Raw genomic sequence first — 24,917 nt, forward strand, 5'->3', positions numbered from 1 at the left:
TCACCGTCACGGCCATCGGCCGCGCACGGCGGGCGCAGTTCGGTGCAGTCGGTCATGCCGTCACCTCCGGGCTGACGCCCACACCCGCGCGAGCCGCGGCGTCCTTGAATGCCATCCAGGGCAGCAGTGCGCACTTCACCCGCGCCGGGTACCGGGCCACGCCCGCGAAGGCGATGCCGTCGCCGAGCACGTCCTCGTCCGGTTCGACCTGGCCGCGGCCCTGCATGAGCTCGACGAAGGCCTCGTGGATCCGGGCCACCTCCGCCGTCGGGCGGCCCTTCAGGAGCTCGTGCAGCACCGACGCCGACGCCTGGCTGATCGAGCAGCCGACGCCGTCGTACGAGATGTCGGAGAGGTCCGACGTCACCCGGACGGTGATCTCGTCGCCGCAGGTCGGGTTGACGTGGTGCGCCTCGCCCTCGAACGGGTCGCGCAGCCCGCGCCCGTGCGGGTGCTTGTAGTGGTCCAGGATGATGTCCTGGTAGAGCTGGTCGATCATCAGGCGAACACCCTCCGCACGTGCTCCAGGCCGCGCGCGAGCGCGTCGATGTCGTCGGTGGTCGTGTAGAGGTAGAACGAGGCCCGGGTCATCGCCGGCACCCCGAAGCGGGTGCAGACCGGGCGCGCGCAATGGTGTCCCACGCGCACCTCGACACCGAGATCGTCCAGGATCTGCCCGACGTCGTGCGGATGCACGCCGTCCACCTCGAACGACACCGTTCCGCCGCGGCCCTCCGGGGTGGCGGGGCCGAAGATGCGCACGCCGGGGACGTCCGCGAGCGCCTTCAACGCGTACGTGGTGAGCTCCTGCTCGTGCCGGTGGATGTTCTCCATGCCCAGCGCGGTCAGGTAGTCCACCGCGGCGCCGAGCCCGATCGCCTCGGTGATCGGCGGGGTGCCGCCCTCGAAGCGCGCGGGCGGCGGGGCGAACGTGGTGCCGCCCATCGTGACCGTCTCGATGGTGGAGCCGCCGGCCAGGAACGGCGGCATCGTCTCGAGCAGCGCCATGCGGCCCCACAGCACGCCGATGCCGGTCGGGCCGAGCATCTTGTGGCCGGTGAACGCGATGAAGTCCGCGCCCAGCGCCGCGACGTCGACCGGCAGGTGCGGCACCGACTGCGAGCAGTCGAGCAGGACCAGGGCGCCGACCTCGCGGGCCCGGGCGACGATGCGCGACGGGTCGTTGATGGTGCCGAGGATGTTCGACATGTGCACGATCGAGACGAGCTTGGTGCGCTCGTTGACCAGCTCGGTGAGTGAGGACTCGTCGAGACGGCCCTCGTCGGTGACGCCGAACCAGCGCAGCGTCGCGCCCGTCCGCTGACAGAGCAGCTGCCAGGGCACGAGGTTCGAGTGGTGTTCCATCTCGGACACCACGATCTCGTCGCCGGGACCGAGCGACAGGAAGTCGCCGGCCGTCCATGCCACGAGGTTGATGGCCTCGGTGGAGTTCTTCGTGAACACCACCTCGTCCGGCGTCGCGGCACCGATGAAGGCGGCGACCTTCGCGCGGGCGGCCTCGTACGCGGTCGTGGACTCGGTGCCCAGGGTGTGCACCGAGCGCGACACGTTGCCGTTGTGCCGTTCCTGGTGGTCGCGCATGGCGTCGATCACCTGGCGTGGCTTCTGCGAGGTGTTCGCGCTGTCCAGGTAGACCAGCGGGTGCCCGTTGATCTCCCGGCCCAGGATCGGGAAGTCGCCGCGAACCTGGGCCACGTCGAAGGTCATCTCGGTCTCCAAGAAGAAGGGATCAGGCCCGCGCGCCGGCCACGTACCGCTCGTAGCCCTCGGCCTCGAGCTGCTCGGCGAGCTCCGGGCCACCCTCCTGAACGATCTTGCCGGCCACGAAGACGTGCACGAAGTCCGGCTTGATGTAGCGCAGGATCCGGGTGTAGTGCGTGATCAGCAGCAGGCCGGTGTCGCCGGTCGCGCGGACCCGGTTGACGCCCTCGCTGACGATGCGCAGCGCGTCGATGTCGAGGCCGGAGTCGGTCTCGTCGAGGATCGCGACCTTCGGCTTGAGCAGCTCCAGCTGCATGATCTCGTGGCGCTTCTTCTCACCGCCGGAGAAGCCCTCGTTCACGTTGCGCTGGGCGAACGCCGGGTCCATCTGCAGCTTCTCCATGGCGCCGCGCAGCTCGCCGGCCCAGGTGCGCAGCTTCGGCGCCTCGCCGTCGATCGCGGTCTTCGCCGTGCGCAGGAAGTTGGCCACGGACACGCCGGGGACCTCGACCGGGTACTGCATGGCGAGGAACAGGCCGGCGCGGGCGCGCTCGTCGACGCTCATCGCGAGGACGTCCTCGCCGTCCAGGAGGACCTGGCCGCCGGTGATCTCGTACTTCGGGTGGCCCGCGATGGAGTACGCCAGCGTGGACTTGCCGGAGCCGTTGGGGCCCATGATGGCGTGGGTCTCGCCCGCTCGGACGGTGAGGTCGACCCCCGCCAGGATCGGCTTCAGCTCGCCATCGGGCAGCTTGACCGACACCTGCAGGTCGCGGATCTCCAGGGTGCTCACGGCTCTACTCCATTACTCGGTGTCGTCGAAACGTAGATGTCGCCGTCGCGGATCTCGACGGCGAAGGTCGCCACCGGCTCGGTGGCGGGCAGGCCGGTCGGCTCACCGGTACGCAGGTCGAAGCGGGAACCGTGCAGCCAGCACTCGAGCGTGCAGCCGTCGACCTCGCCCTCGGAGAGCGCGACCGACGCGTGGCTGCACTCGTCACGCACGGCGTAGTAGTTGTCGTCGTCCGCGTGCACGACCGCGACGTCGATCCCGTCGACCTCCACCGAGATCACGGTGCCCTTCGCCACGTCGGCCGCGGGGCCGACAAGCTCGAAGCCCATGGTCAGGCCCCCGCCTTCGCCAGCCGGGCCTCGATGGCGTCGCCCAGGCGCTCGCGCAGCTCCTCGACCGGGACCTTGTGGATCAGCTCGGCGAAGAAGCCGCGGACCACGAGCTTGCGGGCCTCGAACTCGGGGATGCCACGGGCCATCAGGTAGAACAGCTGCTCGTCGTCGAAGCGGCCGGTGGCGCTGGCGTGGCCCGCGCCGGCGACCTCGCCGGTCTCGATCTCCAGGTTGGGCACCGAGTCGGCCCGGGCGCCGTCGGTGAGCACCAGGTTGCGGTTGATCTCGTACGTCTCCGTGCCGGTCGCCTCCGCGCGGATCAGCACGTCGCCGACCCACACGGTGTGCGCCGACGCGCCCTGCAGCGCGCCGCGGTAGCCGACGTAGCTGCGGCAGTCCGGCACGCCGTGGTCGACGAACTGACGGTGCTCGAGGTGCTGGCCGGCGTCGGCGAAGTACAGGCCCCAGAGCTCGGCGTCGCCGCCACGGCCCGCGTACTCGACGCTGGTGAACTGCCGGACCACGTCACCGCCGAGGGCGACCTGCACGTGCTGGACCCGCGAGTCCTTGCCGACCTTGAACTTGACGTGCTGGGCCTGCACCGAGCCCGCGTCCCACTCGGCGAGTGTGACGAAGGTGAGCTGGGCGCTGTCGCCGAGGACGACCTCGATGTTGTCGGCGAGGGTGGCCGTGCCGGTCTGCTCCAGCACGATCGTGACCTTGGCGAAGTTGCCGACCCGGACGTACGTGCGCGCCGCGGCGGCCTCGCTGCCCTGACCGACGACCCGGATGACGGCCGCGGTCTCCGAGACCGTCTCCGGCGCGACGTCGATGAGCGTGACCCCGGCCGCGGACCCGTACGCCAGCGCGCTGATCCGGTCGAACGGGGTCAGCACCGGCTCCGCCTTGCCCGCGTCGACCTGGGTCACCGAGATGCCGGCCGGCAGGTCGCCGGGGGCGTAGCCGGGCGCGGCGCCGGTGAGCACGGTCGCCGTGATCAGCGACCCGAGCCGCTTGATCGGGGTGAAGCGCCACTCCTCCTCCAGGCCGTTCACGGCCGGGAAGTCGGTCACGTCGAAGGAACGCAGCACCTGCGACTTGGTGCTCGGCGGTGCCATGGCCTCGGTAGTCATCTCGTCCTTGTTCTCAGTCGTTGCGTAGGCCTGGAGTGGATGGCGCCGGCCGTCAGCCGACAGCGCCTTCCATCTGGAGCTCGATGAGGCGGTTCAGCTCGAGGGCGTACTCCATCGGGAGCTCCTTGGCGATGGGCTCGATGAAGCCGCGCACGATCATCGCCATCGCCTCGTCCTCGGTCAGGCCGCGGCTCATCAGGTAGAAGAGCTGGTCCTCGCTGACCTTGGAGACGGTCGCCTCGTGGCCCATGTTGACGTCGTCCTCGCGGATGTCGACGTACGGGTACGTGTCCGAGCGCGAGATCGTGTCGACCAGCAGCGCGTCGCACTTGACCGTGCTGGCGCTGTGGTGCGAGCCGTCCAGCACCTGCACCAGGCCCCGGTACGAGGTCCGGCCGCCGCCGCGCGCGATCGACTTGCTGACGATCGTGCTCGACGTGTACGGCGCCGCGTGCACCATCTTGGCGCCGGCGTCCTGGTGCTGGCCCTCGCCGGCCATCGCGACGGAGAGCACCTCGCCCTTGGCGTGCGGGCCGGTCATGTAGACGGCCGGGTACTTCATCGTCACCTTGGAGCCGATGTTGCCGTCGATCCACTCCATGGTCGCGCCCTCCTCGCAGGTGGCGCGCTTGGTGACCAGGTTGTAGACGTTGTTCGACCAGTTCTGGATGGTCGTGTACCGGCAGCGGGCGTTCTTCTTGACGATGATCTCGACGACCGCGCTGTGCAGCGAGTCGGACGAGTAGATCGGCGCGGTGCAACCCTCGACGTAGTGCACGTACGCGCCCTCGTCGACGATGATCAGGGTCCGCTCGAACTGGCCCATGTTCTCGGTGTTGATCCGGAAGTACGCCTGCAGCGGGATCTCCACGTGCACGCCCTTCGGCACGTAGATGAACGAGCCGCCGGACCACACGGAGGTGTTCAGCGCGGCGAACTTGTTGTCGCCGACCGGGATCACCGTGCCGAAGTACTCCTTGAAGATGTCCTCGTGCTCCTTGAGGGCGGTGTCGGTGTCGAGGAAGACGACGCCCTGCTCCTCGAGGTCCTCACGGATCTTGTGGTACACGACCTCGGACTCGTACTGCGCCGCGACGCCGGCGACGAGGCGCTGCTTCTCCGCCTCGGGGATGCCCAGCCGGTCGTACGTCGCCTTGATGTCCTCGGGCAGGTCCTCCCAGCTGGCGGCCTGCTTCTCGGTGGAGCGCACGAAGTACTTGATGTTCTGGAAGTCGATGCCGGTGAGGTCGGCGCCCCAGTTCGGCATGGGCTTGCGGTCGAACAGGCGCAGGCCCTTGAGGCGCAGATCGAGCATCCACTGCGGCTCGTTCTTCTTGGCGGAGATGTCACGCACCACGGCCTCGGACAGACCGCGCTGGGCGGTCGAGCCCGCGACGTCGGCGTCGGCCCAGCCGTACTCGTACTTGCCAAGAGCGGCCAGGTGCTCTTCCTGAGTGACGATCTGGTCGGTCATGTATCCGTCCTAACCGTGGTGTGGATCTCTAGCGGGACGCACTGCGGGGCGGGGATGTGCGTGGTGCACACCCCGTCGCCGTGCGCGATGGTGGCGAGGCGCTGCACGTGGGTGCCGACGAGCCGCGAGATGACCGCGGTCTCGGCGTCGCACAGCTGGGGGAACTCGGCGGCCACGTGAGCCACCGGGCAGTGGTGCTGGCACAGCTGCCCGCCGGACGCGATCGCGGTCGCGTTGGCAGCGTAGCCCTCGGCGGTCAGGGCCTCGGCGAGCGCCTCCGCCCGGGCCACCGGGTCGTCGCCGGCCTCGAGCAGAGCGGCGCGGCAGCGCTCCTCCAGCGCGGTCACCTGGGCGGTGGCGAAGGCGTCGACGGCCTGCGGTCCGCCGTGCTCGGCGATCCAGCGCAGGGCGGCGGTGGCGATGCCGTCGTAGAAGTGCGGGAAGCTCTCGCGGGCCGCGGCGGTGAGCACGAACGCCTTGGCGGGCCGGCCGCGGCCGCGCGGGCCGCGCCGGGGGGTCTCGCGGACCTCGACGAGCCGGTCGGCGAGCATCGCGTCCAGGTGCTTGCGGATCGCGGCGGGGCTGAGCCCCAGCTGGGCGCCGAGCTCGGCGGCGGTGGCGGCGCCACGCTCGAGCAGGAGCTGGGCGACGCGGTCACGGGTGCGCCCGTCGGAGGCCGAGGTGGCGGCGCGCGTCCCGGTGGCCGCCCCGGCCACCTGACTGCTCCTCGCCAGCACCTCGTTTTTCACTACGCCAACGTTACGTATTTCGTTCCGGCCCTGCAAACCGGCCCCCCGGTGATCCAGGACACCACCGCGTGGAGGCGTCCGGATCCAAGATCCAATCCGAGCGTACGATGACCGAGGTGAGCAAGCCCACCCTGGTGCGACCCCTGGCCCTCGCCTCGCTGATCGCCAACGTCGGCCTGGTCGTGACCGGCGCGGCGGTCCGCCTGACCGGCTCCGGCCTGGGGTGCCCGACGTGGCCCCGGTGCACCGACCAGTCGTACACGACGACCCAGGAGATGGGCGTCCACGGCGTGATCGAGTTCGGCAACCGGCTGCTCGGCATCGCCCTCGGCCTGATCGCGCTCGCGACCTTGGTGGCGGCCCTGCTGGACAAGCCGCGCCGCCGGTCGCTGGTCCTGCTGTCGCTGGCCGCCGGGCTCGGCATCCCGGGGCAGGGCGTGATCGGCGGCATCACGGTGCTGACGGACCTCAACCCGTGGGTGGTCGGGCTGCACTTCCTGCTCTCCATGGCGCTCATCGCCGTCACGTGGGCGCTCTGGCAGCGGACGAAGGAGGGCGACGCGCCCACCCGCCCGCTGGTCGCCCGGCCACTGCGTCACCTCGCCGGGCTGACGACGCTGGTCAGCGCCGCGGTGATCGTGGTGGGCGTGATCGTCACCGGCAGCGGCCCGCACGCGGGCGACGAGGACGCCAAGCGCACCGGCCTGGACCCCGCCGAGATCTCGCAGGCCCACGCGGACCTGGTCTTCCTGCTGATCGGCCTCTCGGTGGCGCTCTGGTTCGCCCTGCGCGCGGTGAACGCGCCGCCCGCGGCGGTCCGAGCCGCCGCCCTGTTCGTGGCCGTCGAGCTGACCCAGGGGCTGATCGGCTTCGTCCAGTACTTCACGCACCTGCCGGTGCTCCTGGTGGGCGCCCACATGCTCGGCGCCTGCCTGGTCTGGGTGGCCGCGCTGAACGTCCTGTGGCGCCTGCGCGACCGCCCGGCCCCGGCGCAGTCCGCGCCCGGCCCGCAGACCGGGTCTGCCACCGACGCGCTCTCGCAATCCCCCGCGCCGGTCGCCTGACCCGCGAGCTTCTCCCGCTCAGCGCGACGCCCAGGGCTGCAGGGCCGGCAGCGCCCGGGCCTCGGCTCCAGAGCCGGCAGCGCCCTGGCCTCGGCCACGATCCGATCGGCGATGGTTTGTCGACGAGGTCGAGCGCTGCCGGCTCATCGGCAGGGGTCAGGCAGGCCGGCAGGGGCAGCGACGGGGTGTCGATCGCAGCGAAACGGGCTTCCGGGCGGGGCCGGATCAGCGCCTCGACCCCGAGCAGGTCACCGTCGGCCCGGCGGACTTCCTGATTGATGTCCCAGCCGTCCATGGCAGCCATCGTGTGCGATGCCGCCGCGGGTTCACCGGGTTGAGCCCAGCCACTCACTCAGGTCGAAGGGTGCGCGGGGCCGTTCAGGAGCCGCCAGGCGACTGGGCCCGCGGGCCCGGCCTCGGCGGGAGCGACGGTCAGCACCACCCGCCGAGCTACGACATGACGGTCTTGATCTTGCTGTTGCGGCCGCTGTATGCGAAAGCGGCCCGGAGAAGCTCCGGGCCGCGCCGACAAAGGTCTGTATGTGCTTACCGCGCCATGCTGCGGCGCGCCATCGATCGCCAGAGGTCGTTGCTGGGGCGCATCTGCTCCATGAGCTCGCGCTCCCACTCGTTCTCCACCTGCACGCCCGCTGTCTCGCAGGCCTTGCGGGCCACGTCCGTGCCGGCCGCGGCGAACTGGTCGGTCCACTCGCCGTCCTCGCCCACCAGGACGATGCGCGCGCCACGCTTACCGACGTACTCGATGACCGCCTTCGCGCCGCCGTGGCCGACGGCGAAGGACTTGATCCCCGCGGTCAGTGTCGTATCGGAACCTTCTGCCATGAGTCGCAGCCTAGGCAGACTTTCGCCGCGGGCAAGTAATGACGGGCGGGTTTTGTGATGCCAATTACCTGCGGGTTTAGCCGTCAGGGCTATTGGTATGCCCCGATATTGTCCGAATTATCCGCGGCTACGCTGTCCATCGATTGAGTGACCGAGAGTCACCGATAGAGCGGGCGAAACGGGCATGACGACTCGCGGGTTTCCGGCGGCGTGACCCACCGCAGCGGTCTCAGATGAGCGCGTCGACCGCGACGGCGATGAACAGGATCGTCAGGTACGTGATCGACCAGTGGAACAGGCGCATCGCCTTGCGCGGCTCCCCGCGACGCGAGCGGGTGACCATGCGGATCGCCTCGGCGAGGAACAGCGCCCCGGAGACGAGCGCCGTCACGCCGTAGATCGGCCCCATGCCCAGCGGCCACGCGGCCAGCGACGATACGACCGTGAGCACCGTGAAGAGCAGGATCTCGGTGTCGACCCGGCGCGCCGAGCGGACCACGGGGAGCATCGGAATGCCCGCGCGGGCGTAGTCGTCCTTGTATTTGATGGCGAGCGGATAGAAGTGCGGCATCTGCCAAAAGAAGACAACCGCAAAAAGCGCCCATCCGATCGCTCCGACCGTGCCGGTGACCGCCGCCCACGCGATGAGGACGGGCGCCGCGCCGCAGATGCCGCCCCAGAAGGTGTTCTGCGGGGTGCGCCGCTTGAGCCACAGCGTGTAGACGACGTCGTAATAGACGATCGCCGCCGCGGTCAGCGCCGTCGCGAGCCAGTTGGTGAAGGCCGCCATCAGCACCAGCGACACCATCGCGAGACTCAGCCCGAAGACGAGCACGGAGCGCGGCGTGAGGCTGTGCGTGGCCAGCGGGCGGCGCTTGGTGCGGCGCATGAGCTGGTCGATGTCGCGATCGATGTAGCAGTTCAGCGCGCTCGCCGCGCCGGCGGCGAGCGAACCGCCGACCAGCACGACCGCCATGAGGCCCAGATCGGGCCATCCGCCGGCGGCGAACATCATCGCCGGGATGGTGGTGACCAGCAGGAGCTCGACGATCTGCGGCTTGGTGAGCGACACGTACGCCCTCAGCACGGCGCGGACGTCACGGCTCGGCACGGGGCCGGCCTCCGTCCGCGGAGTCGCCGCCCGGAGTCCCGGCGACCGCCCCTGCACAGGACGCTCGGTGATCATGCTCACGGACAGCCACCTTCCGGCATCGGCGCGGGCGTATTACGAGCCGTTGCCGGGTGCGGACCGGCGGGCACGTTCGGACAGCCTACGCGCAGCCCGGGGCCGTGCTCGGTCGACCCGTCGCGGGTGCACGGCGTCACAACCGGCACCCCCTGCCTGTCCGCTCTCAGCGTATGGGCCTGCGCGGTTCCCAGGGCGAGGGTTTACGGGGACTGGATAGGGTCAAGCACAAAAGGGTTCACACATCATGCCCGAGGAGCACAATCGACGTGGCTGCCAAAGACGATCTCAATTGGTCCGACCTCGACCGCCGGGCGGTCGACACGGTCCGGGTACTGGCCATGGACGCCGTCGAGAAGGCCGGTAACGGCCACCCCGGCACCGCCATGAGCCTGGCGCCCGCCGCCTACCTGCTGTTCAACAAGGTGATGCGGCACGACCCGACGGACCCGCTGTGGGCGGGCCGGGACCGTTTCGTGCTCTCCTGCGGCCACTCCAGCCTCACCCTCTACATCCAGCTGTACCTCGCCGGTTTCGGCCTGGAGCTGGACGACCTGGCCGCGCTGCGGCAGTGGGGCTCGCTCACCCCGGGCCACCCCGAGTACGGGCACACCCCCGGCGTCGAGGTCACGACCGGGCCGCTGGGACAGGGCATCGGCAACGCGGTCGGCATGGCGATGGCCGCCCGCCGCGAGCGCGGCCTGCTCGACCCGGACGCCGCCGACGGCGCCTCGGTCTTCGACCACCACGTGTACGCGCTCTGCTCCGACGGTGACATCGAGGAGGGCGTCAGCCACGAGTCCAGCGCCGTCGCGGCCGTGCAGAAGCTCGGCAACCTCACGCTGATCTACGACGACAACGAGATCTCCATCGAGGACGACACCCGGATCGCCAAGAACGAGGACGTCGGCGCGCGGTACGCGGCGTACGGCTGGCACGTGCAGACGGTCGACTGGCGTCAGGGCGACCCGGAGAAGGGCGACTACCACGAGGACGTCGAGGCACTCTGGGCGGCGATCCAGGAGGCCAAGGCGGTCACCGACAAGCCGTCGTTCATCGTGCTGCGCACCATCATCGGCTGGCCGGCGCCCAACAAGCAGAACACCGGCAAGATCCACGGCTCCGCCCTCGGCGCCGACGAGGTGAAGGCCACCAAGGAGATCCTCGGCTTCGACCCGGCCAAGTCGTTCGACGTCGCCCCCGAGGTGCTCGAGCACACCCGGCAGGTCTCCACCCGGGGCCGCGAGGCGCACGCCGCGTGGGACAAGGCGTTCGAGTCCTGGGCCGCCGGCAACGCCGAGGGCAAGAAGCTCTTCGACCGGCTGTCGACCCGCTCGCTGCCCGAGGGCTGGACCTCCGCGCTGCCGGAATTCCCCGCGGACGAGAAGGGCGTCGCCACCCGCGCCGCGTCCGGCAAGGTGCTCGACGCGCTCGCGCCGGTGCTGCCCGAGCTGTGGGGCGGCTCCGCCGACCTCGCCGAGAGCAACAACACCACCATGAAGGGCGAGCCGTCGTTCATCCCGGCCGAGTACGCCACCAAGGCGTTCCCGGGCCATGAGTACGGCCGTACCCTGCACTTCGGCATCCGCGAGCACGGCATGGGCTCGATCCTCAACGGCATCGCGGCGAACGGCCTCACCCGCCCGTACGGCGGCACGTTCCTCGTGTTCAGCGACTACATGCGCGGCGCCGTGCGGCTGTCGGCGCTGATGAAGCTGCCGGTCACGTACGTGTGGACGCACGACTCGATCGGCCTGGGCGAGGACGGCCCGACGCACCAGCCGATCGAGACGCTGACCGCGCTGCGCGCCATCGTCGGGCTCGACGTGGTCCGCCCGGCCGACGCCAACGAGACGGCGTGGGCGTGGCGTGGCGCGCTGGAGCACACCGACCGGCCGACCGCGCTCGCGCTGTCCCGGCAGAACCTCCCGACCATCGACCGCGGCAAGTACGCGTCGGCCGAGGGCGTCCTCAAGGGCGGCTACATCCTCTCCGAGGCGTCGAACGGCGACCCGAAGGTGATCCTCATGGGCACCGGCTCCGAGGTGTCGATCTGCCTCACCGCGCAGGAGCGCCTCGAGGCCGAGGGCACCCCGACCCGGGTCGTGTCGATGCCGTGCCAGGAGTGGTTCTTCGAGCAGGACACGGCGTACCAGCAGAAGGTCCTGCCGCGCGGCGTCAAGGCCCGCGTGTCGGTCGAGGCCGGCATCCGGATGAGCTGGGACCGGCTGATCGGCGACGCCGGCGAGGCCGTCAGCATCGAGCACTACGGCGCCAGCGCCCCCGCGAAGATCCTGTTCGAGCAGTTCGGCTTCACCGCGGACAACGTGGTGGCCAAGGCCAACGCCGCCCTCGCCAAGGTCGGCGAAATCACCGGTCACACGACCGGAAACTGAGGGAGGCCCCAATGACCGACAGACTGGCTGAGCTGTCCGCCGCAGGTGTGGCGGTATGGCTCGACGATCTCTCCCGTGTCCGGCTGCAGAGCGGCTCGCTGGACAAGATGCGCCGCGAGCAGCACGTGGTCGGCGTGACGACGAACCCGACGATCTTCGCCAAGGCGCTCGCCGACGCCGACGCGTACGACGACCAGCTCAAGGACCTGGCCGCGCAGGGCGTCACCGTCGAGGAGGCGGTGCGGCTGCTGACCTCGTTCGACGTGCGCTGGGCGTGTGACGTCATGAAGCCGGCGTACGACGCGTCGAACGGCGTGGACGGCCGGGTGTCCATCGAGGTGGACCCGCGCAGCGCCCACCTGACCGAGAAGACGGCGTCCGAGGCGAAGACGCTGTGGTGGCTCGTCGACCGCCCGAACCTGTTCATCAAGATCCCGGCGACCCAGGCGGGCCTGCCGGCGATCACGGCGACCCTGGCCGCGGGCATCAGCGTGAACGTGACGCTGATCTTCTCGCTGGAGCGCTACAAGGCCGTCATGAACGCGTTCCTCGACGGCATGGAGCAGGCCAAGGCGAACGGCCACGACCTCAGCAAGATGGGCTCGGTCGCCTCGTTCTTCGTGTCCCGGGTGGACACCGAGATCGACAAGCGGCTCGACAAGATCGGCAGCGACGAGGCCAAGGCGCTGCGGGGCAAGGCCGCGGTCGCCAACGCGCAGCTCGCCTACCAGGCGTACGCCGAGGTGTTCGGCTCGGACCGCTGGAAGGCCCTGGCCGACGCGGGCGCCCTGCCGCAGCGGCCGCTGTGGGCGTCCACCGGCACGAAGAACCCCGACTACAAGGACACCATCTACGTCGAGGAGCTCATCGCGCCCGGCACGGTCAACACCATGCCGGAGTCGGTGATCAAGGCGTACGAGGACCACGGCGAGACCCGGGGCGACACGGTGACCGGCTCGTACGCGGACGCCCAGAAGGTGATGGACGACGTCGCCGCGGCCGGCGTGGACCTCGACGACGTGTTCCGGGTCCTGGAGGAGGAGGGCGTCGAGAAGTTCGAGGCCAGCTGGGCCGAGCTGCTCGAGGACGTCAAGAAGTCCCTCTCCGCGGCCGCGAAGGGCTCGGGCAGCCCGAGCGACGCCGCCAAAGGGTAACGCGTGACGATCGACCCGCTCGCGGCCGTGGAGGCGGCCGCCGGACTCGCCGTTTTCGGCGCCCCGGCCACCGCCTCCCGCCACGGGCGGGTCGACGCGCGTCTGGCCGGCCTCGACGCCGGTCCTGATCCCCTCGCGCTGGACCCCGCCCTGCTGCCCCAGCTCGCCGAGCTGCATGAGGAGCTGGGCGACCTCGATCACGTCGTGCTCGCCGGCCCGGGGCGCGCGGCGGAGGCGATCGCCCGTACGCTCGGCCGCCGGCTGACCGTGCTCGACGACCCGGACCCGCGGCAGGTGCTCGGCCTGACGCGGGACCGCGACCTGATGTGCCGCAGCGTGACGGTGTTCGCCGAGGACGCCGGCGATCTGCACCGGGTGCTGCACCGGGCCTATCTCGACCTCGGCCTGACCGAGGCGGAGACGGCCCGCCACCTGCTGCCGCTGGGCGGCTCCGATGCGCTGCTCGAGGCGCCCGGCCAGGAGACACTCGTCGCCGCCACGCTCGCCGGCATCGACGCGGGCGAGCTGACCGGCCAGTCCGCGGCGTTCGCGCCGTCGGTGCGGGCCGCGACGGGCGACAATCCCGCGCTCGCCCTGGGCCTCGCCCTGGCCGGCGCCGACGCGGTCGCCCTGGTGGCCGACGGTTCCGGCCTGGAAGGGCTGGGCGAATGGGCCGCTCCCCTGCTGACCGCCGCCGGCCTGGTGCCCGTCGTGGCCGAGGCACCGGACAGCCCCGGCGTGCGCGGCGAGGACGTGCTCACCGTCTCGTACGGCGGCAGCCTGCGCGCGGGTTCGGTCCCGGGCGGCGGCGCGCGCCCCGACGTGGCGGTGAACGGGCCGCTGGGCGCCCAGTTCGCGGCGTGGCGCTGGGCCGCGGCGATCGCCGGCCGGCTGCGCGGCGCGGAACCGCCCCCGCCACCGGGGAACGCCGCGGTGGACGGGGAAGCACCGTCCTGGACCGACGGTGCCGTGGAGATCTTCACCACTCGGCCCCGCACCGATCTGAGCACCCTCCTGCGCGAGTTCGGGTCCGACATCCACGATCATCTGTCCGTGGTGGCCGTCCTCGACCCGGTGACCGACGCCGAGGTGGCCGCCCTGCGCCCGCTGCTCGCCGCCGCCACCGGCCGCCCGGTCACGCTGGACCGGGACCCCGGTCACGTCGGTGACCTGCGCAACGGCTCGTTCCTGCAGATCACGGGTGCCGATCCGGAGGACGTGGACGTGCCGGGCCGGGCGTACACGCTGGGCGGTTCCCGCTCGCGCCGCGCCGCGGCCGCGCGGCAGGCCCTGACCCGCCGCGGGCGGCCGCTGCTGCGGCTGCACCTCACCGACCGGCGGCGCGGCGTCCGGCAGCTGCTCGCCGCCGCCGGGATGTTGCAGGCCCGAGCCTGTGGGTAACCCTGCGGGAGGATGAAAAGCTGGCAGGATGGCAAACGTGGGTAATCCGCTGCGCACAGCACAGGACCGACGGCTGCCCAGGATCCCGGAGCCCTGCGCTCTGGTGATCTTCGGTGTCACGGGTGACCTGTCCCGAAAGAAACTGATCCCGGCCGTCTACGACCTGGCCAACCGGGGTCTGCTGCCGCCCGGCTTCGTGGTCCTGGGCTTCGCCCGGCGCGACTGGGGTGACGGCGACTTCGAGTCGCTGGCATACGAGGCGGCGAAGAAGGGCGCCCGGACGCCGTGGCGCGAGGACGTCTGGCAGCGGCTCGCGAGCCAGTTCCAGTTCGTTCCCGGCTCGTTCGACGACGACGCCGCATTCGACAGCCTGGCGAGCACCCTGGACGAGCTGCGCGAGCGCAACGGCATCGCCGGCAACGCCGCCTTCTACTTCTCGATCCCGCCGGCCGCGTTCCCGGTCGTGCTCAACCAGCTCAACCGCACCGGGATGGCCGACAACGCCAAGTCCGGCGGCTGGCGCCGGGTCGTGGTGGAGAAGCCGTTCGGCAACGACCTGAAGACGGCCATGGCGCTCAACCACCTGGTCGACGAGGTGTTCACGCCCGAGGACGTCTTCCGCATCGACCACTACCTCGGCAAGGAGACCGTCCAGAACATCCTGGCGCTCCGCTTCGCCAACAGCCTGTTCGAGCCGGTGTGGAATTCCAAGTACGTCGACTCGGTGCAGATCACGATGGCCGAGGACGTCGGCATCGGCACCCGCGCCGCGTTCTACGACTCCGCCGGCGCCGCCCGCGACGTGCTGCAGAACCACCTGCTGCAACTGCTCGCGCTGGTGGGCATGGAGGAGCCGACGAGCTTCGACCCCAACGAGATCCGCGCCGAGAAGCTGAAGGTGCTCAAGGCCATCAGCCTGCCGGAGAACATCGACGAGGGCTCGGTCCGCGGGCAGTACCTTCCCGGCTGGGTCGCCGGCGAACGGGCGGTCGGCTACCTGGAGGAGAAGGGGGTGCCGGAGGACTCCACCACGGAGACGTACGTGGCGGTCCGCCTCGGCATCCAGAACCGGCGCTGGGCCGGCGTGCCGTTCTTCGTCCGCGTCGGCAAGCGGATGCCGCGCCGGGTGACCGAGATCGCGGTCCTGTTCAAGCGCGCGCCGCACCTGCCGTTCGACCCGGCCGACGTCGAGATGCTCGGCAACAACCAGCTGGTCATCCGGGTCCAGCCGGACGAGGGCGTGGTGCTCAAGTTCGGCTCCAAGGTGCCCGGCACCACCATGGAGGTCCGCGACATCGCGATGGACTTCCAGTACGGCGAGGCGTTCACCGAGTCCAGCCCCGAGGCGTACGAGCGGCTCGTGCTCGACGTGCTGGTCGGCGACCGTACGCTCTTCCCCGACGCAGCCGAGGTGGAGCAGAGCTGGCGCGTCATCGACCCGCTCGAGGAGGCCTGGGTCGGCACGAAGCCGGAGCCGTACCGGGCCGGCGAGTGGGGCCCGCGTGCCTCGGACGAGATGCTGGCCCGCGAGGGCCGTGCTTGGAGGCGAGCATGATCGGTCTGTGGGACACCACCGGCAACGAGGTCGTCAAGGCGCTCGCGGCCGAACGGCGCAGCGCGGGCGGCGTGGCTTCCGGCCTCGCCCTGACGCTGGTCGCCGTGGTGGAGGAGAAGAAGGTCCGCGAGGCCGAGGCCGCCGCGACCATCGCCGCCGCCGCGCACCCGTGCCGGCTGCTCATCGTGGTCCGCTCCGACCTGGAGGGCCGCAGCCGGCTCGACGCGGAGATCGTCGTGGGCGGCCGGCTCGGGCCGGCCGAGGCCGTCGTGATGCGCATGTACGGCCGGCTGGCCCTGCACGCGGAATCGGTGGTCATGCCGCTGCTGGCCCCGGACGTCCCGGTGGTCACGTGGTGGCACGGCGCGCCGCCGGACGTCATCGCCAACGACTTCCTCGGCGTCGTGGCCGACCGGCGGATCACCGACAGCAAACTCGCCGACGACCCGGTCGCGGCGCTCAAGCAGCGGGCGGCCGACTACGCGCCGGGCGACACCGACCTCACCTGGACCCGCATCACCCTGTGGCGCACCCTGGTGGCCGGCGCGTTCGACACCACCGAGGAGCGGGTCACGGGCGCGACCGTCGTGGCGCCCCCCAACGACCCGACCGCGGCGCTGATGTGCGGCTGGCTCAAGTCCCGGCTGCACATCGAGCCGGTGTGGCAGCACACCGACCGGGCGCCGCGGATGTATTCGGTGCAGCTCGAGTGCGCCAACGGCGACTGCGTGACGGTCACCCGGGAGGAGGGCACGGCGCTGTTCAGCCGTACGGGCCAGGAGCCGCGCTACATGCCGCTGCCCAAGCGCCCGGTCGGCGACGAGCTCGCCGAGGAGCTGCGCCGCCTCGACGCCGACCAGATCTACGGCGATGCGCTCGGCGCGATGGCCGGCGTCCCCGACCTCGACAATCGGCCGCCGATGCGGGTGCACGTCTGGAAGGACCCGGTCCAGGCGGCCCGCGCGGGCGACGAGTCCGGCGCGATGGCCGGCCCGGGTGGGTCCGCCGCCTGAGCACCGCGCCTCTCTAAGATCAACGGGGTCGTTCCGCCGGGCGCGGTGCGGCCCCGAGCCGTGACAGCACTGAACTCGAGGGGTCCGATGAGCGAGACCGTTGTGGTGGTGGTTCCCGACGCCGACGTCCTGGCGGCGGCCGTGGCGGCCCGCCTGGTCGTGAAAATCATCGACGCGCAGGCGACCCGCGGGCGCGCGGACGTGGTGCTGACCGGCGGCCGGGTGGCCGCCAAGGTGCTGCGCGCCGTCAAGGACCTCCCGGCCTCGGGCGCCGTCGACTGGTCCCGCGTCGACCTGTGGTGGGGTGACGAACGGTTCCTGCCCTCCGGCGACCCGGACCGCAACGAGACCCAGGCCCGCGAGGCCCTGCTCGACGCGCTGCCACTGGAGCCGGCCCGCATCCACGCGATGCCCGCCTCGGACGGCCCCGACGGCGACGACGCCCCGGCGGCCGCCGCCCGGTACGCCCGCGACCTCGCCGCCGCGGCCACCGACGCCTCCCCCGCGACCACCGCGGCGACCTCGGCAGCGGGCGGCGCGCCGGTCGCCGACGACCCGCAGGCCGAGGCGGAGGTCGAGGCGGGGCTGCCGTACTTCGACGTGCTCATGCTGGGCGTCGGCGAGGACGGGCACGTGGCGTCGCTGTTCCCCGGCCACCCCGACGCGACCGCCACCGGCGCGGCCACGGCGGTGCACGACAGCCCGAAGCCCCCGCCCACCCGCATCTCGCTGACGATGAGCGCCATCCAGTCCGCGGAAGAGGTCTGGCTGGTCGCGGCGGGCCCGGACAAGGCCGAATCGGTGGGCGCGGCGCTGGGCGGCGACCTGGACCTGCCCGCGGCCCACGCTCGTGGCACCCGCCGTACGCTCTGGCTGCTCGACACCGCCGCGGCCGCCAAACGGTGAAGGCCCCCAAACGGTGAAGGCCGCCTCTCGCAATCGCGAGGGGCGGCCTTCGAGCTCTCCGGCGGAGGTCAGCTCAGCAGCGACGGGATCTTCTCGAACAGCTGCGTCGTGAACGTCACCATCTCGTGCAACATCCAGTTCCCGCTGAACAGGATCGCCGCGCCCACCGCCGCCGCCTTCGGCACGAAGCTCAGCGTCGCCTCCTGAATCTGCGTCACCGACTGGAACAACGAGATCGCGAACCCGATCAGCAACGCGGTCACCAGCACCGGCGCGCACATCTTCGCCGCGATGGTCATGGCCTGCAGCCCCAGCTCAACGATCTGCGTGTCCGTCATGCCCATCCATTCGCCCACCCCGCGAACCCGCCGAGCGCAGAACAGGCGCGCCCCGGTTGCCGTTCGGTTCACCCCACCGGAACCCTCAAGTCGGCCGCTCGGCCTGCTCCCGGACGGCGGGTGCGGGTCGGCTCAGCCGCTCCGAACGCTCCCGTCGGCCCGCCTCGGCCGACGAGGCCGGGGCAGCAGCGGAACGAAGCCGCCAGCCCCCGCCGGACGAAAGCCGGCGCGCCGCAGCCGAACGAAGCCGGCAGACGTCAGCCGAGCGAAACCGGCGGGCGCTAGCCGAACGACGCCAGCGGGCGTCAGCCGAACGAAGCCGGCGGGCTCGGGACCATCGACGTGCCGTCGCCGGTTCCCGGGCTCACCGCTGTCGGCGAGTGCGGCCGGGGTGATGCCTTCGGCCCTCCCGGGGTCTCCGGGATGCCCTTCGGCACCCCGTCACGGCCCCGGGCCGGGCCGGGCGCCGGCGAGTCCGCCGGGGAGGACGACGGAGACGGCGACGGGGAAAGCGACGGAGACTGCGACGGTACGGTCGCGGCCGGTGGATTCGGCGCCGGCGGCTGCGGCTGCTCCCCCGGCAGGCGTACCGCCACCACGACGGCCACCAGCGCGACGGCCAGCGCCGCGCCGCCCGCCAGCGCCCCCATCCACGACACGGGCAGCCGCCGAGGGCGTACGGTCGCCGCGGTCGGCGGCACGGCGGGCTGCAGGTCGTCCGCGGTCACGGACAGCGCCCGGGCGGACAGGGCCGCACGCAGCCGCGCTTCGAGGTTCGTCATCGGCGTTCTCCCCGCAGGCCGCGCAGGGCGCCGAGCAGCCGCGCTTTCAGGTTCGTCATCGGGGTTCTCCCAGCAGGCCGCGGAGGATGGTCAGGGCGCGGCTGGCGGTCGACTTGACCGTGCCGCGGGACACGTGCAGAACGTCGGCGATCTCCTGCTCCGACAGCTCCGACCAGTAGCGCAGAACCACCACCTGGCGCTGCCGTACGGTCAGCTCGCCCAGCGCCCCCAGCACCTCGCGGTCGCCGTCGGCCAGCAGCATCTGTTCCTCCGCGGCCGGGGCCGTGCCCGCCGGCGGCGGCACGTAGGCCCGCGCGGTCCGGCGGCGGCGCAGCGCCGAGCGGGCGGCGTTCATCACCCCGGAGGTCAGGTAGGCCTCCGGGTCGGTGACGGTACGCAGGTCAGCGCCGTGCCGCCGGTACAGGGCGGCGAACACGTCCTGCACGATGTCCTCAGCCGTCGCCAGGTCGTCGACCATGAGCACCGCCAGCCGCACCAGCCCGAGCCGCCGCGCCTGGTACAGCTCGTTGATCGGCGGCGGCCCGGCGGGTGCCGGCCGCTGCCGGACGGGCGTGGACACGCTCGCACGCAACCGTCGCAGCAGCAGCGACGGCAGCGGGATGGCGAGGATCATGGCGGGCCCTGCGGGTCAGTGGGCGGTCCGGGTGGGTGACGGTACCGCGGCGGGGCTCGCCGGCGGGAGCGCCCGGGAGGGTGACGGTGCCGCACCCTTCGGCCGAGCGGGTGACGGCACGGTCGCCGGGGAAGCCTCAGGCCGCGCCGGGGACCCCTCAGGCCGCGCCGGGGAAGCCTCGGGCCGCGCCGGCGACGCGCCGGGCCGCGCCGGGGAAGCCTCGGGCCGGGCCGGGGACGCTTCCGGGCGGGCCGGGGACGGCACCGGCGACGCCGCGGGTACGGGCGACGCCGCCGGCGACGACCCGGCCGGGGACGTGGCCGGCACGGGTGCGGGCTTCGGGCCGGAGTCGGCGAACGCGGTGGCGGCGTACGTCCCGCCGAGCGCGAGGGCGGCGGTGACGGCGGCGGTGCTGACGGCGGCGCGGGCGCTCAGGCGCATCGGGTGGTCCTCCTGCGATCGGTGACGTGCTCTCGCTGGGAGGGACGCCTGGCGCGGCAGAAGGTTGGCGGGTCCGCAGTGATGCCGGTCACAGATCAGGCCCGCCTAGACTGGCGTCGTGCAGCCAGCGATCCGCGCGTACCGCCCCGAGGACCTCGACACCATCTATGACATCTGCGTCCGGACGGCGGACGCCGGCGGAGACGCCCGAGGGCAGTACTCGTCCGACCGCCTCATGGGCGACATCTTCGCCGCGCCGTACGTGATCCTCGAGCCGGAGCACGCGCACGTCCTCGACGACGGCACGGGCACGGCGGTCGGCTACGTGCTCGGCACCGCGGACACGGCCCGCTTCGCCCAGCGTTACCGCGACGAGTGGCTGCCGGCGACGGCCGACCGCTACCCGCTGCCGCAGGACCCGCCGGTGACGCCGGACGACCGCATGCTCGCGCTGCACTATCACCCGGAGCGCATGGTCTCGCCGGAGCTCGCCGACTACCCCGCGCACCTGCACATCGACCTGCTGCCGGAGTGGCAGGGCAAGGGCTGGGGGCGCGGCCTGATCGGCGCGTTCCTCGCGGGGCTGCGCGCGGCCGGCGTGCCGCGGGTGCACCTCGGCATGGTGCCGACGAACACGTCGGCGCGGGCCTTCTACGACCGGCTGGGCTTCGTCGAGCTCACCGTGCCGGACGCGACGTCGGTGACCTTCCTCGGCCGCGACACCAGCCCGCTGTAAGCCGCCCCGCCGAAGCCAGCCAGCCAGCGGCAAGCCGGCCCAGCAGTAAGCCGGCCCAGCAGTAAGGCAGTCCAGCGGTAAGCCGGACCGCAGCTACTCGCTGCGCCCCCGCCGCTGGCGGACCTTCGCCAGGGCCTCAGCCAGGATCGCCGCCCCGTCCGCGTCGGAGCGCCGCTCCTTCACGTACGCCAGATGCGACTTGTACGGCTCCACGCGCAACCGGCCGGGCGGGTTGCTGCGGTCGAGGCCGGCCGGCTGGCCGCAGCGGACGCAGTCCCAGGTCTCCGGCGGGGTGACGTCGGCGGCGAAGCGGACGTCGACCTCGTGGCCGGCCGCGCACCAGTACGTCACCTCCCGCCGCGGGGCGGGTTCGCTGCGCTCGTCGGGGCGCATCGGGCTGGACCCGACGCGGCTGCCGCGGATCGCGCTGCCACTGGACACGGATGTCACTCCTGTCTTTCAGAGGCGTTTCTTCGCCGGGGTGAAACGGCGGAAAGGAGCGGTAAAAAAGAACCGCGCGACCCGGACGGACCGGACCGCGCGGCAGAGTTTACGACTCCTGAGGCGCCGGAGGAAGTCCGGTCCAAACACCCACCCGCCACCCTCAGCTGACTGAAGGCAGGTGACTGGTGAGCGGTAAGGGACCGGTCGTTAACGATGTGTCTCAGCCGGCCTGCTGCAGCTTCAGCCAGAGGCCGAGGCCGACGATGCAGGCGAACCACACGATGCCGACGAGAACGGTGTAGCGGTCGAGGTTCTTCTCGGCCACCGAGGAGCCGGACAGGCTGGAGGTGACGCCGCCGCCGAACATGCTGGACATGCCGCCGCCCTTGCCGCGGTGCAGCAGGATCAGGAGCGTCAGCAGGATGCTGGTGATGACCAGCAACACGATCAACGTGTAGGCGAACGCGATCGGCATGGTGGGGTCAGTCCTCTCGAAGGGCACGGCAGCGCGGACCCCACAATAGCGGGCGCGCGAAGAACGGGCCGCCCCAGGGCGGTCCGAAATGAACCGGCGCGCGGAACCGGCCACCGCGCGGGGCGGCCGGTTCCGCGACGTCGGTTACCGCTGGACGTGCTCGCGGAACCGGACGATGGAGGCGAACTCCTCCGCGTCCAGGCTCGCGCCGCCGATCAGCGCACCGTCGACGTCCGGCTGCGCCATGATCGCGGCGATGTTCGCCGCCTTCACGGAGCCGCCGTACTGGATGCGCACCGCGTCGGCCGTCTCGGCGCCGTACTTCTCGGCGAGCCGCGCCCGGATGGCGCCGCACACCTCCTGCGCGTCGTCGGGGGTCGCGGTCTTGCCGGTGCCGATCGCCCAGACCGGCTCGTACGCGATGACGATGTCCTTGACCTGTTCGGCCTTGAGCCCGTCGAGGGCCGCGTCCAGCTGCGTGCAGCAGTGCGGGACGTGCCCGGCGGCCTCGCGGATCTCGAGCCCCTCGCCCACGCACAGGATCGGCGTGAGCTCGTTGGCCAGCGCCGCCTTCACCTTGGCGTTGACCAGCGCGTCGTCCTCGTTGTGGTACTCGCGGCGCTCGGAGTGCCCGACCACCACGTACGAGCAGCCCAGCTTGGCGAGCATCGCGCCGGAGATCTCCCCGGTGTACGCGCCGCCCTTGTGCTGGGACAGGTCCTGGGCGCCGTACTTGATCTGCACCTTGTCGCCGTCGATCGCCGTCTGCACGCTGCGCAGGTCGGTGTACGGCGGCAGCACGACCGCCTCGACGTCGGTGAGCTGCTGCTCGGTGAGGCTGGCGGCCAGCTTCTGCACGAGGAGGATGGCCTCGAAGTGGTTGAGGTTCATCTTCCAGTTGCCGGCCATGATGGGGCGGCGGGTGACGTCAGCCATGTTCAGCTCTCCAGCGCGGACAGGCCCGGGAGGGTCTTGCCCTCGAGGTACTCCAGCGACGCGCCGCCGCCGGTCGAGATGTGCCCGAAGCCGGACTCGTCGATGCCCAGCGTGCGCACAGCGGCGGCCGAGTCACCGCCGCCGACCACGGAGAAGCCGTCGATCTTGGTGATCGCCTCGGCCACGCCCCGGGTGCCGGCCGCGAACGGCGCCAGCTCGAACACGCCCATCGGGCCGTTCCAGAACACCGTCTTCGCCGACGAGATCGCCTCGGAGAACAGGGCGACGGACTGCGGGCCGATGTCCAGACCCAGCCGGTCGGCCGGGATGTCCGAGACGTCCACCACGTCGTGCTCGGCGTCCGCGGCGAAGGCCGAAGCCGCCACCACGTCCACCGGCAGCACGATCCGGCCATCGGCCTGGGCCAGCAGATCGGCGCACGTGGCAATCATCTCGGCCTCGAGCAGCGACTTGCCGACCTCGTGACCCTGGGCCTTGAGGAAGGTGAAGCACATGCCGCCGCCGACGAGCAGCTTGTCGACTTTCGGCAGCAACGCCTGGATGACGGCGAGCTTGTCGGAGACCTTCGAGCCGCCGAGCACGACCACGTACGGCTGCTCCGGCGACTCGGTGACGCGCTTGAGCACGCCGACCTCGCGCAGCACCAGGCCGCCCGCGTAGTGCGGCAGCCGGGCCGGGACGTCGTACACGGAGGCGTGCTTGCGGTGCACCGCGCCGAACGCGTCGTCGACGTAGTACTCCGCGAGGGCGGCCAGCTTGTCGGCGAACGCGCCGCGCACGGCGTCGTCCTTCGACGTCTCACCCTCGTTGAAGCGCAGGTTCTCCAGGAGCAGCACCTGGCCGTCCTGCAGCGCGTCCACCGAGGCCGAGGCGGAGTCGCCGATGGTGTCCGAGGCGAACACCACGGGGTTGCCCAGCAGCTCGCCGAGGCGGGTGGCGACCGGCGCGAGCGTGTACTTCGGGTCCGGCGCGCCCTTGGGGCGGCCGAGGTGCGAGCACACGATCACGCGGGCGCCGGCGTCACGCAGCGCGACCAGGGTCGGCAGCACCGCGCGGATGCGGCCGTCGTCGCTGATGACGGTCGGGTCCTTCTTGTCGAACGGGACGTTCAGGTCGGCGCGCACGAGCACGCGCCGACCCGAGACACCCTCGCCGAGCAGGTCGTCGAGAGTCTTCAAGGCAGATCAGGCCCCGACCAGCTTGACCAGGTCGACGAGGCGGTTCGAGTAGCCCCACTCGTTGTCGTACCAGCCGACGACCTTGACCTGGTTGCCGATGACCTTGGTGAGGCCGGCGTCGAAGATGCAGGAGGCCGGGTCGGTGACGATGTCGGCCGACACGATCGGGTCCTCGGTGTAGGTGAGGATGCCCTTGAGCGGGCCGTCCGCGGCGGCCTTGATCGCGGCGTTGACCTCGTCGACCGAGGTCTCCTTGGCGGCCTGGAAGGTCAGGTCGGTCGCCGAGCCGGTCGGGATCGGCACGCGCATCGCGAAGCCGTCCAGCTTGCCCTTGAGCTCCGGCAGCACCAGGCTGACGGCCTTGGCGGCGCCGGTCGAGGTCGGCACCACGTTGAGGGCGGCGGCGCGGGCGCGGCGCAGGTCCTTGTGCGGGCCGTCCTGCAGGTTCTGGTCCTGGGTGTAGGCGTGGATCGTGGTCATCAGGCCACGCTCGATGCCGATCGTGTCGTTGAGCACCTTCGCCATCGGCGCGAGGCAGTTGGTGGTGCAGGACGCGTTCGAGATGACCGTGTGCTGCGCGGCGTCGTACAGGTTGTCGTTGACGCCCATCACGATCGTGATGTCCTCGTTCTTGGCCGGCGCCGAGATGATGACCTTCTTCGCGCCCTTGTCGACGTGGGTCCTGGCCTTGGTGGCGTCGGTGAAGAAGCCGGTCGACTCGATCACGACGTCGGCGCCCAGGTCGCCCCACGGCAGGTTCTGCGGGTCGCGCTCGGCGAACGCCTTGAACGTCTTGCCGGCCACGGTGATCTCGTCCGCGGTGGCCTTGACCTCGTGCGGCAGGCGGCCGAGGATGCTGTCGTACTTGAGCAGGTGCGCGAGCGTGGCGTTGTCGGTGAGGTCGTTCACGCCCACGATCTCGATGTCCGCACCGGAGGCGGCCACCGCCCGGAAGAAGTTGCGGCCGATACGGCCGAAGCCGTTGATGCCAACCCGGATGGTCACAGGTCGATCTCCTCGTTTCGGTCCGCCGGAATCTGCGACCGGCGGAGGTTTTCGTGCCGACCATGTGAGGCAGGCCGGCTGTGACTGGGCCGTCGCGCGGTCTAGGGAACCGCCGCGCTGGTCGCGGCGCTCCCCGGCGCGTCCGGCCGTGCTGCCCGGCACCGTCGCCGTCACCCCAGACCTTATCCGAGACGGCGACCGGCCGT

The 24,917-nt window shown here is 71.4% G+C and carries 26 protein-coding genes; 9 read left to right on the forward strand and 17 right to left on the reverse strand.

All coding sequences use genetic code 11. The features are described 5' to 3' along the window. Window positions 1-52: 52 nt before the first annotated feature. From sufU to COUCH_RS29010, 7 genes are read right to left on the reverse strand one after another with little or no spacing between them, the layout of a single operon-like run. Window positions 53-502, reverse strand: coding sequence for a Fe-S cluster assembly sulfur transfer protein SufU (gene sufU / locus COUCH_RS28980; protein WP_249613837.1), 450 nt, complete (start codon window positions 500-502; stop codon window positions 53-55). Further along, entirely contained in the window at window positions 499-1,728 is a 1,230-nt protein-coding gene (locus COUCH_RS28985) for a cysteine desulfurase (RefSeq protein ID WP_249608384.1), read from the reverse strand. The genes sufU and COUCH_RS28985 overlap by 4 nt, the downstream gene beginning before the upstream one ends. A 22-nt stretch (window positions 1,729-1,750) precedes the next feature. Further along, window positions 1,751-2,515 (reverse strand): Fe-S cluster assembly ATPase SufC, encoded by a 765-nt coding sequence (gene sufC / locus COUCH_RS28990; RefSeq protein ID WP_249608385.1) that lies wholly within the window; start codon window positions 2,513-2,515, stop codon window positions 1,751-1,753. After that, a complete protein-coding gene (locus COUCH_RS28995) occupies window positions 2,512-2,844 on the reverse strand; it encodes a non-heme iron oxygenase ferredoxin subunit (RefSeq protein WP_249608386.1) in 333 nt (110 codons plus the stop codon). The genes sufC and COUCH_RS28995 overlap by 4 nt, the downstream gene beginning before the upstream one ends. A gap of 2 nt (window positions 2,845-2,846) precedes the next feature. Then, a complete protein-coding gene (sufD, locus tag COUCH_RS29000; RefSeq protein WP_249608387.1) occupies window positions 2,847-3,980 on the reverse strand; it encodes a Fe-S cluster assembly protein SufD in 1,134 nt (377 codons plus the stop codon). 52 nt (window positions 3,981-4,032) lie between these two features. Then, on the reverse strand, window positions 4,033-5,454 hold the full coding sequence (gene sufB / locus COUCH_RS29005; RefSeq protein ID WP_249608388.1) for a Fe-S cluster assembly protein SufB: 1,422 nt from the start codon (window positions 5,452-5,454) through the stop codon (window positions 4,033-4,035). Then, entirely contained in the window at window positions 5,451-6,170 is a 720-nt protein-coding gene (locus tag COUCH_RS29010; protein ID WP_430641004.1) for a helix-turn-helix transcriptional regulator, read from the reverse strand. Before COUCH_RS29010 ends, sufB begins: the two co-directional genes overlap by 4 nt. Before the next feature lie 140 nt (window positions 6,171-6,310). Between COUCH_RS29010 and COUCH_RS29015 the strand changes: the two genes are divergently transcribed. Beyond that, on the forward strand, window positions 6,311-7,267 hold the full coding sequence (locus COUCH_RS29015) for a COX15/CtaA family protein (protein ID WP_249608389.1): 957 nt from the start codon (window positions 6,311-6,313) through the stop codon (window positions 7,265-7,267). A 546-nt stretch (window positions 7,268-7,813) separates the two neighbouring features. Here the strand turns inward: COUCH_RS29015 and COUCH_RS29020 are convergent. Continuing rightward, window positions 7,814-8,110: a hypothetical protein gene (locus tag COUCH_RS29020; protein WP_249608390.1), complete on the reverse strand. Its 297-nt coding sequence runs from the start codon at window positions 8,108-8,110 to the stop codon at window positions 7,814-7,816. Window positions 8,111-8,339: 229 nt separating this feature from the next. Further along, window positions 8,340-9,302, reverse strand: a complete 963-nt coding sequence (locus tag COUCH_RS29025) for a heme o synthase (RefSeq protein ID WP_249608391.1) — start codon at window positions 9,300-9,302, stop codon at window positions 8,340-8,342. Between the two features lie 173 nt (window positions 9,303-9,475). Between COUCH_RS29025 and tkt the strand changes: the two genes are divergently transcribed. From tkt to COUCH_RS29055, 6 genes are all read left to right on the forward strand, one after another. Beyond that, window positions 9,476-11,692, forward strand: a complete 2,217-nt coding sequence (tkt, locus tag COUCH_RS29030) for a transketolase (protein ID WP_430641005.1) — start codon at window positions 9,476-9,478, stop codon at window positions 11,690-11,692. Between the two features lie 11 nt (window positions 11,693-11,703). Next, window positions 11,704-12,846, forward strand: a complete 1,143-nt coding sequence (tal, locus tag COUCH_RS29035; protein ID WP_249608392.1) for a transaldolase — start codon at window positions 11,704-11,706, stop codon at window positions 12,844-12,846. 3 nt (window positions 12,847-12,849) lie between these two features. Continuing rightward, on the forward strand, window positions 12,850-14,247 hold the full coding sequence (locus tag COUCH_RS29040) for a glucose-6-phosphate isomerase (protein ID WP_249608393.1): 1,398 nt from the start codon (window positions 12,850-12,852) through the stop codon (window positions 14,245-14,247). 37 nt (window positions 14,248-14,284) lie between these two features. Continuing rightward, window positions 14,285-15,802 (forward strand): glucose-6-phosphate dehydrogenase, encoded by a 1,518-nt coding sequence (gene zwf / locus COUCH_RS29045; protein WP_346016013.1) that lies wholly within the window; start codon window positions 14,285-14,287, stop codon window positions 15,800-15,802. Further along, window positions 15,799-16,815 (forward strand): glucose-6-phosphate dehydrogenase assembly protein OpcA, encoded by a 1,017-nt coding sequence (locus COUCH_RS29050; protein WP_249608395.1) that lies wholly within the window; start codon window positions 15,799-15,801, stop codon window positions 16,813-16,815. Before zwf ends, COUCH_RS29050 begins: the two co-directional genes overlap by 4 nt. Window positions 16,816-16,902: 87 nt before the next feature. Further along, entirely contained in the window at window positions 16,903-17,721 is an 819-nt protein-coding gene (locus tag COUCH_RS29055; RefSeq protein ID WP_249608396.1) for a 6-phosphogluconolactonase, read from the forward strand. A gap of 68 nt (window positions 17,722-17,789) precedes the next feature. Here the strand turns inward: COUCH_RS29055 and fliQ are convergent, their stop codons facing one another. The 3 genes from fliQ to COUCH_RS29070 form a co-directional block, all read right to left on the reverse strand. Next, window positions 17,790-18,059 carry a flagellar biosynthesis protein FliQ gene (gene fliQ / locus COUCH_RS29060; RefSeq protein WP_249607545.1) on the reverse strand — a complete coding sequence of 90 codons (270 nt, stop codon included), beginning with the start codon at window positions 18,057-18,059 and terminating at the stop codon, window positions 17,790-17,792. 305 nt (window positions 18,060-18,364) lie between these two features. Then, window positions 18,365-18,841 (reverse strand): hypothetical protein, encoded by a 477-nt coding sequence (locus COUCH_RS29065; RefSeq protein ID WP_249608397.1) that lies wholly within the window; start codon window positions 18,839-18,841, stop codon window positions 18,365-18,367. Window positions 18,842-18,896: 55 nt separating this feature from the next. Continuing rightward, the gene (locus COUCH_RS29070) at window positions 18,897-19,475 is read right to left on the reverse strand and encodes an RNA polymerase sigma factor (protein ID WP_249608398.1); all 579 of its coding nucleotides are present in this window, start codon (window positions 19,473-19,475) and stop codon (window positions 18,897-18,899) included. A 31-nt stretch (window positions 19,476-19,506) separates the two neighbouring features. Here COUCH_RS29070 and COUCH_RS38975 point away from each other — a divergent pair, with 31 nt between their 5' ends. Beyond that, on the forward strand, window positions 19,507-19,941 hold the full coding sequence (locus tag COUCH_RS38975) for a hypothetical protein (protein WP_275979998.1): 435 nt from the start codon (window positions 19,507-19,509) through the stop codon (window positions 19,939-19,941). A 93-nt stretch (window positions 19,942-20,034) separates the two neighbouring features. Further along, window positions 20,035-20,652 carry a GNAT family N-acetyltransferase gene (locus tag COUCH_RS29080; RefSeq protein WP_249608399.1) on the forward strand — a complete coding sequence of 206 codons (618 nt, stop codon included), beginning with the start codon at window positions 20,035-20,037 and terminating at the stop codon, window positions 20,650-20,652. A 93-nt stretch (window positions 20,653-20,745) separates the two neighbouring features. Here COUCH_RS29080 and COUCH_RS29085 read toward each other — a convergent pair whose 3' ends face one another. From COUCH_RS29085 to gap, 5 genes are all read right to left on the reverse strand, one after another. Then, window positions 20,746-21,093 (reverse strand): RNA polymerase-binding protein RbpA, encoded by a 348-nt coding sequence (locus COUCH_RS29085; RefSeq protein ID WP_249608400.1) that lies wholly within the window; start codon window positions 21,091-21,093, stop codon window positions 20,746-20,748. Window positions 21,094-21,316: 223 nt separating this feature from the next. Continuing rightward, window positions 21,317-21,571, reverse strand: a complete 255-nt coding sequence (gene secG, locus COUCH_RS29090) for a preprotein translocase subunit SecG (RefSeq protein ID WP_249608401.1) — start codon at window positions 21,569-21,571, stop codon at window positions 21,317-21,319. A 144-nt stretch (window positions 21,572-21,715) separates the two neighbouring features. Continuing rightward, window positions 21,716-22,507, reverse strand: a complete 792-nt coding sequence (gene tpiA, locus COUCH_RS29095) for a triose-phosphate isomerase (RefSeq protein WP_249608402.1) — start codon at window positions 22,505-22,507, stop codon at window positions 21,716-21,718. A gap of 2 nt (window positions 22,508-22,509) precedes the next feature. Beyond that, window positions 22,510-23,706 (reverse strand): phosphoglycerate kinase, encoded by a 1,197-nt coding sequence (locus COUCH_RS29100; protein WP_249608403.1) that lies wholly within the window; start codon window positions 23,704-23,706, stop codon window positions 22,510-22,512. 6 nt (window positions 23,707-23,712) lie between these two features. Further along, window positions 23,713-24,711, reverse strand: a complete 999-nt coding sequence (gene gap / locus COUCH_RS29105; protein WP_249608404.1) for a type I glyceraldehyde-3-phosphate dehydrogenase — start codon at window positions 24,709-24,711, stop codon at window positions 23,713-23,715. Window positions 24,712-24,917 lie beyond the last annotated feature (206 nt).

This window comes from Couchioplanes caeruleus (genome assembly GCF_023499255.1).
Lineage (GTDB): Bacteria > Actinomycetota > Actinomycetes > Mycobacteriales > Micromonosporaceae > Actinoplanes > Actinoplanes caeruleus_A.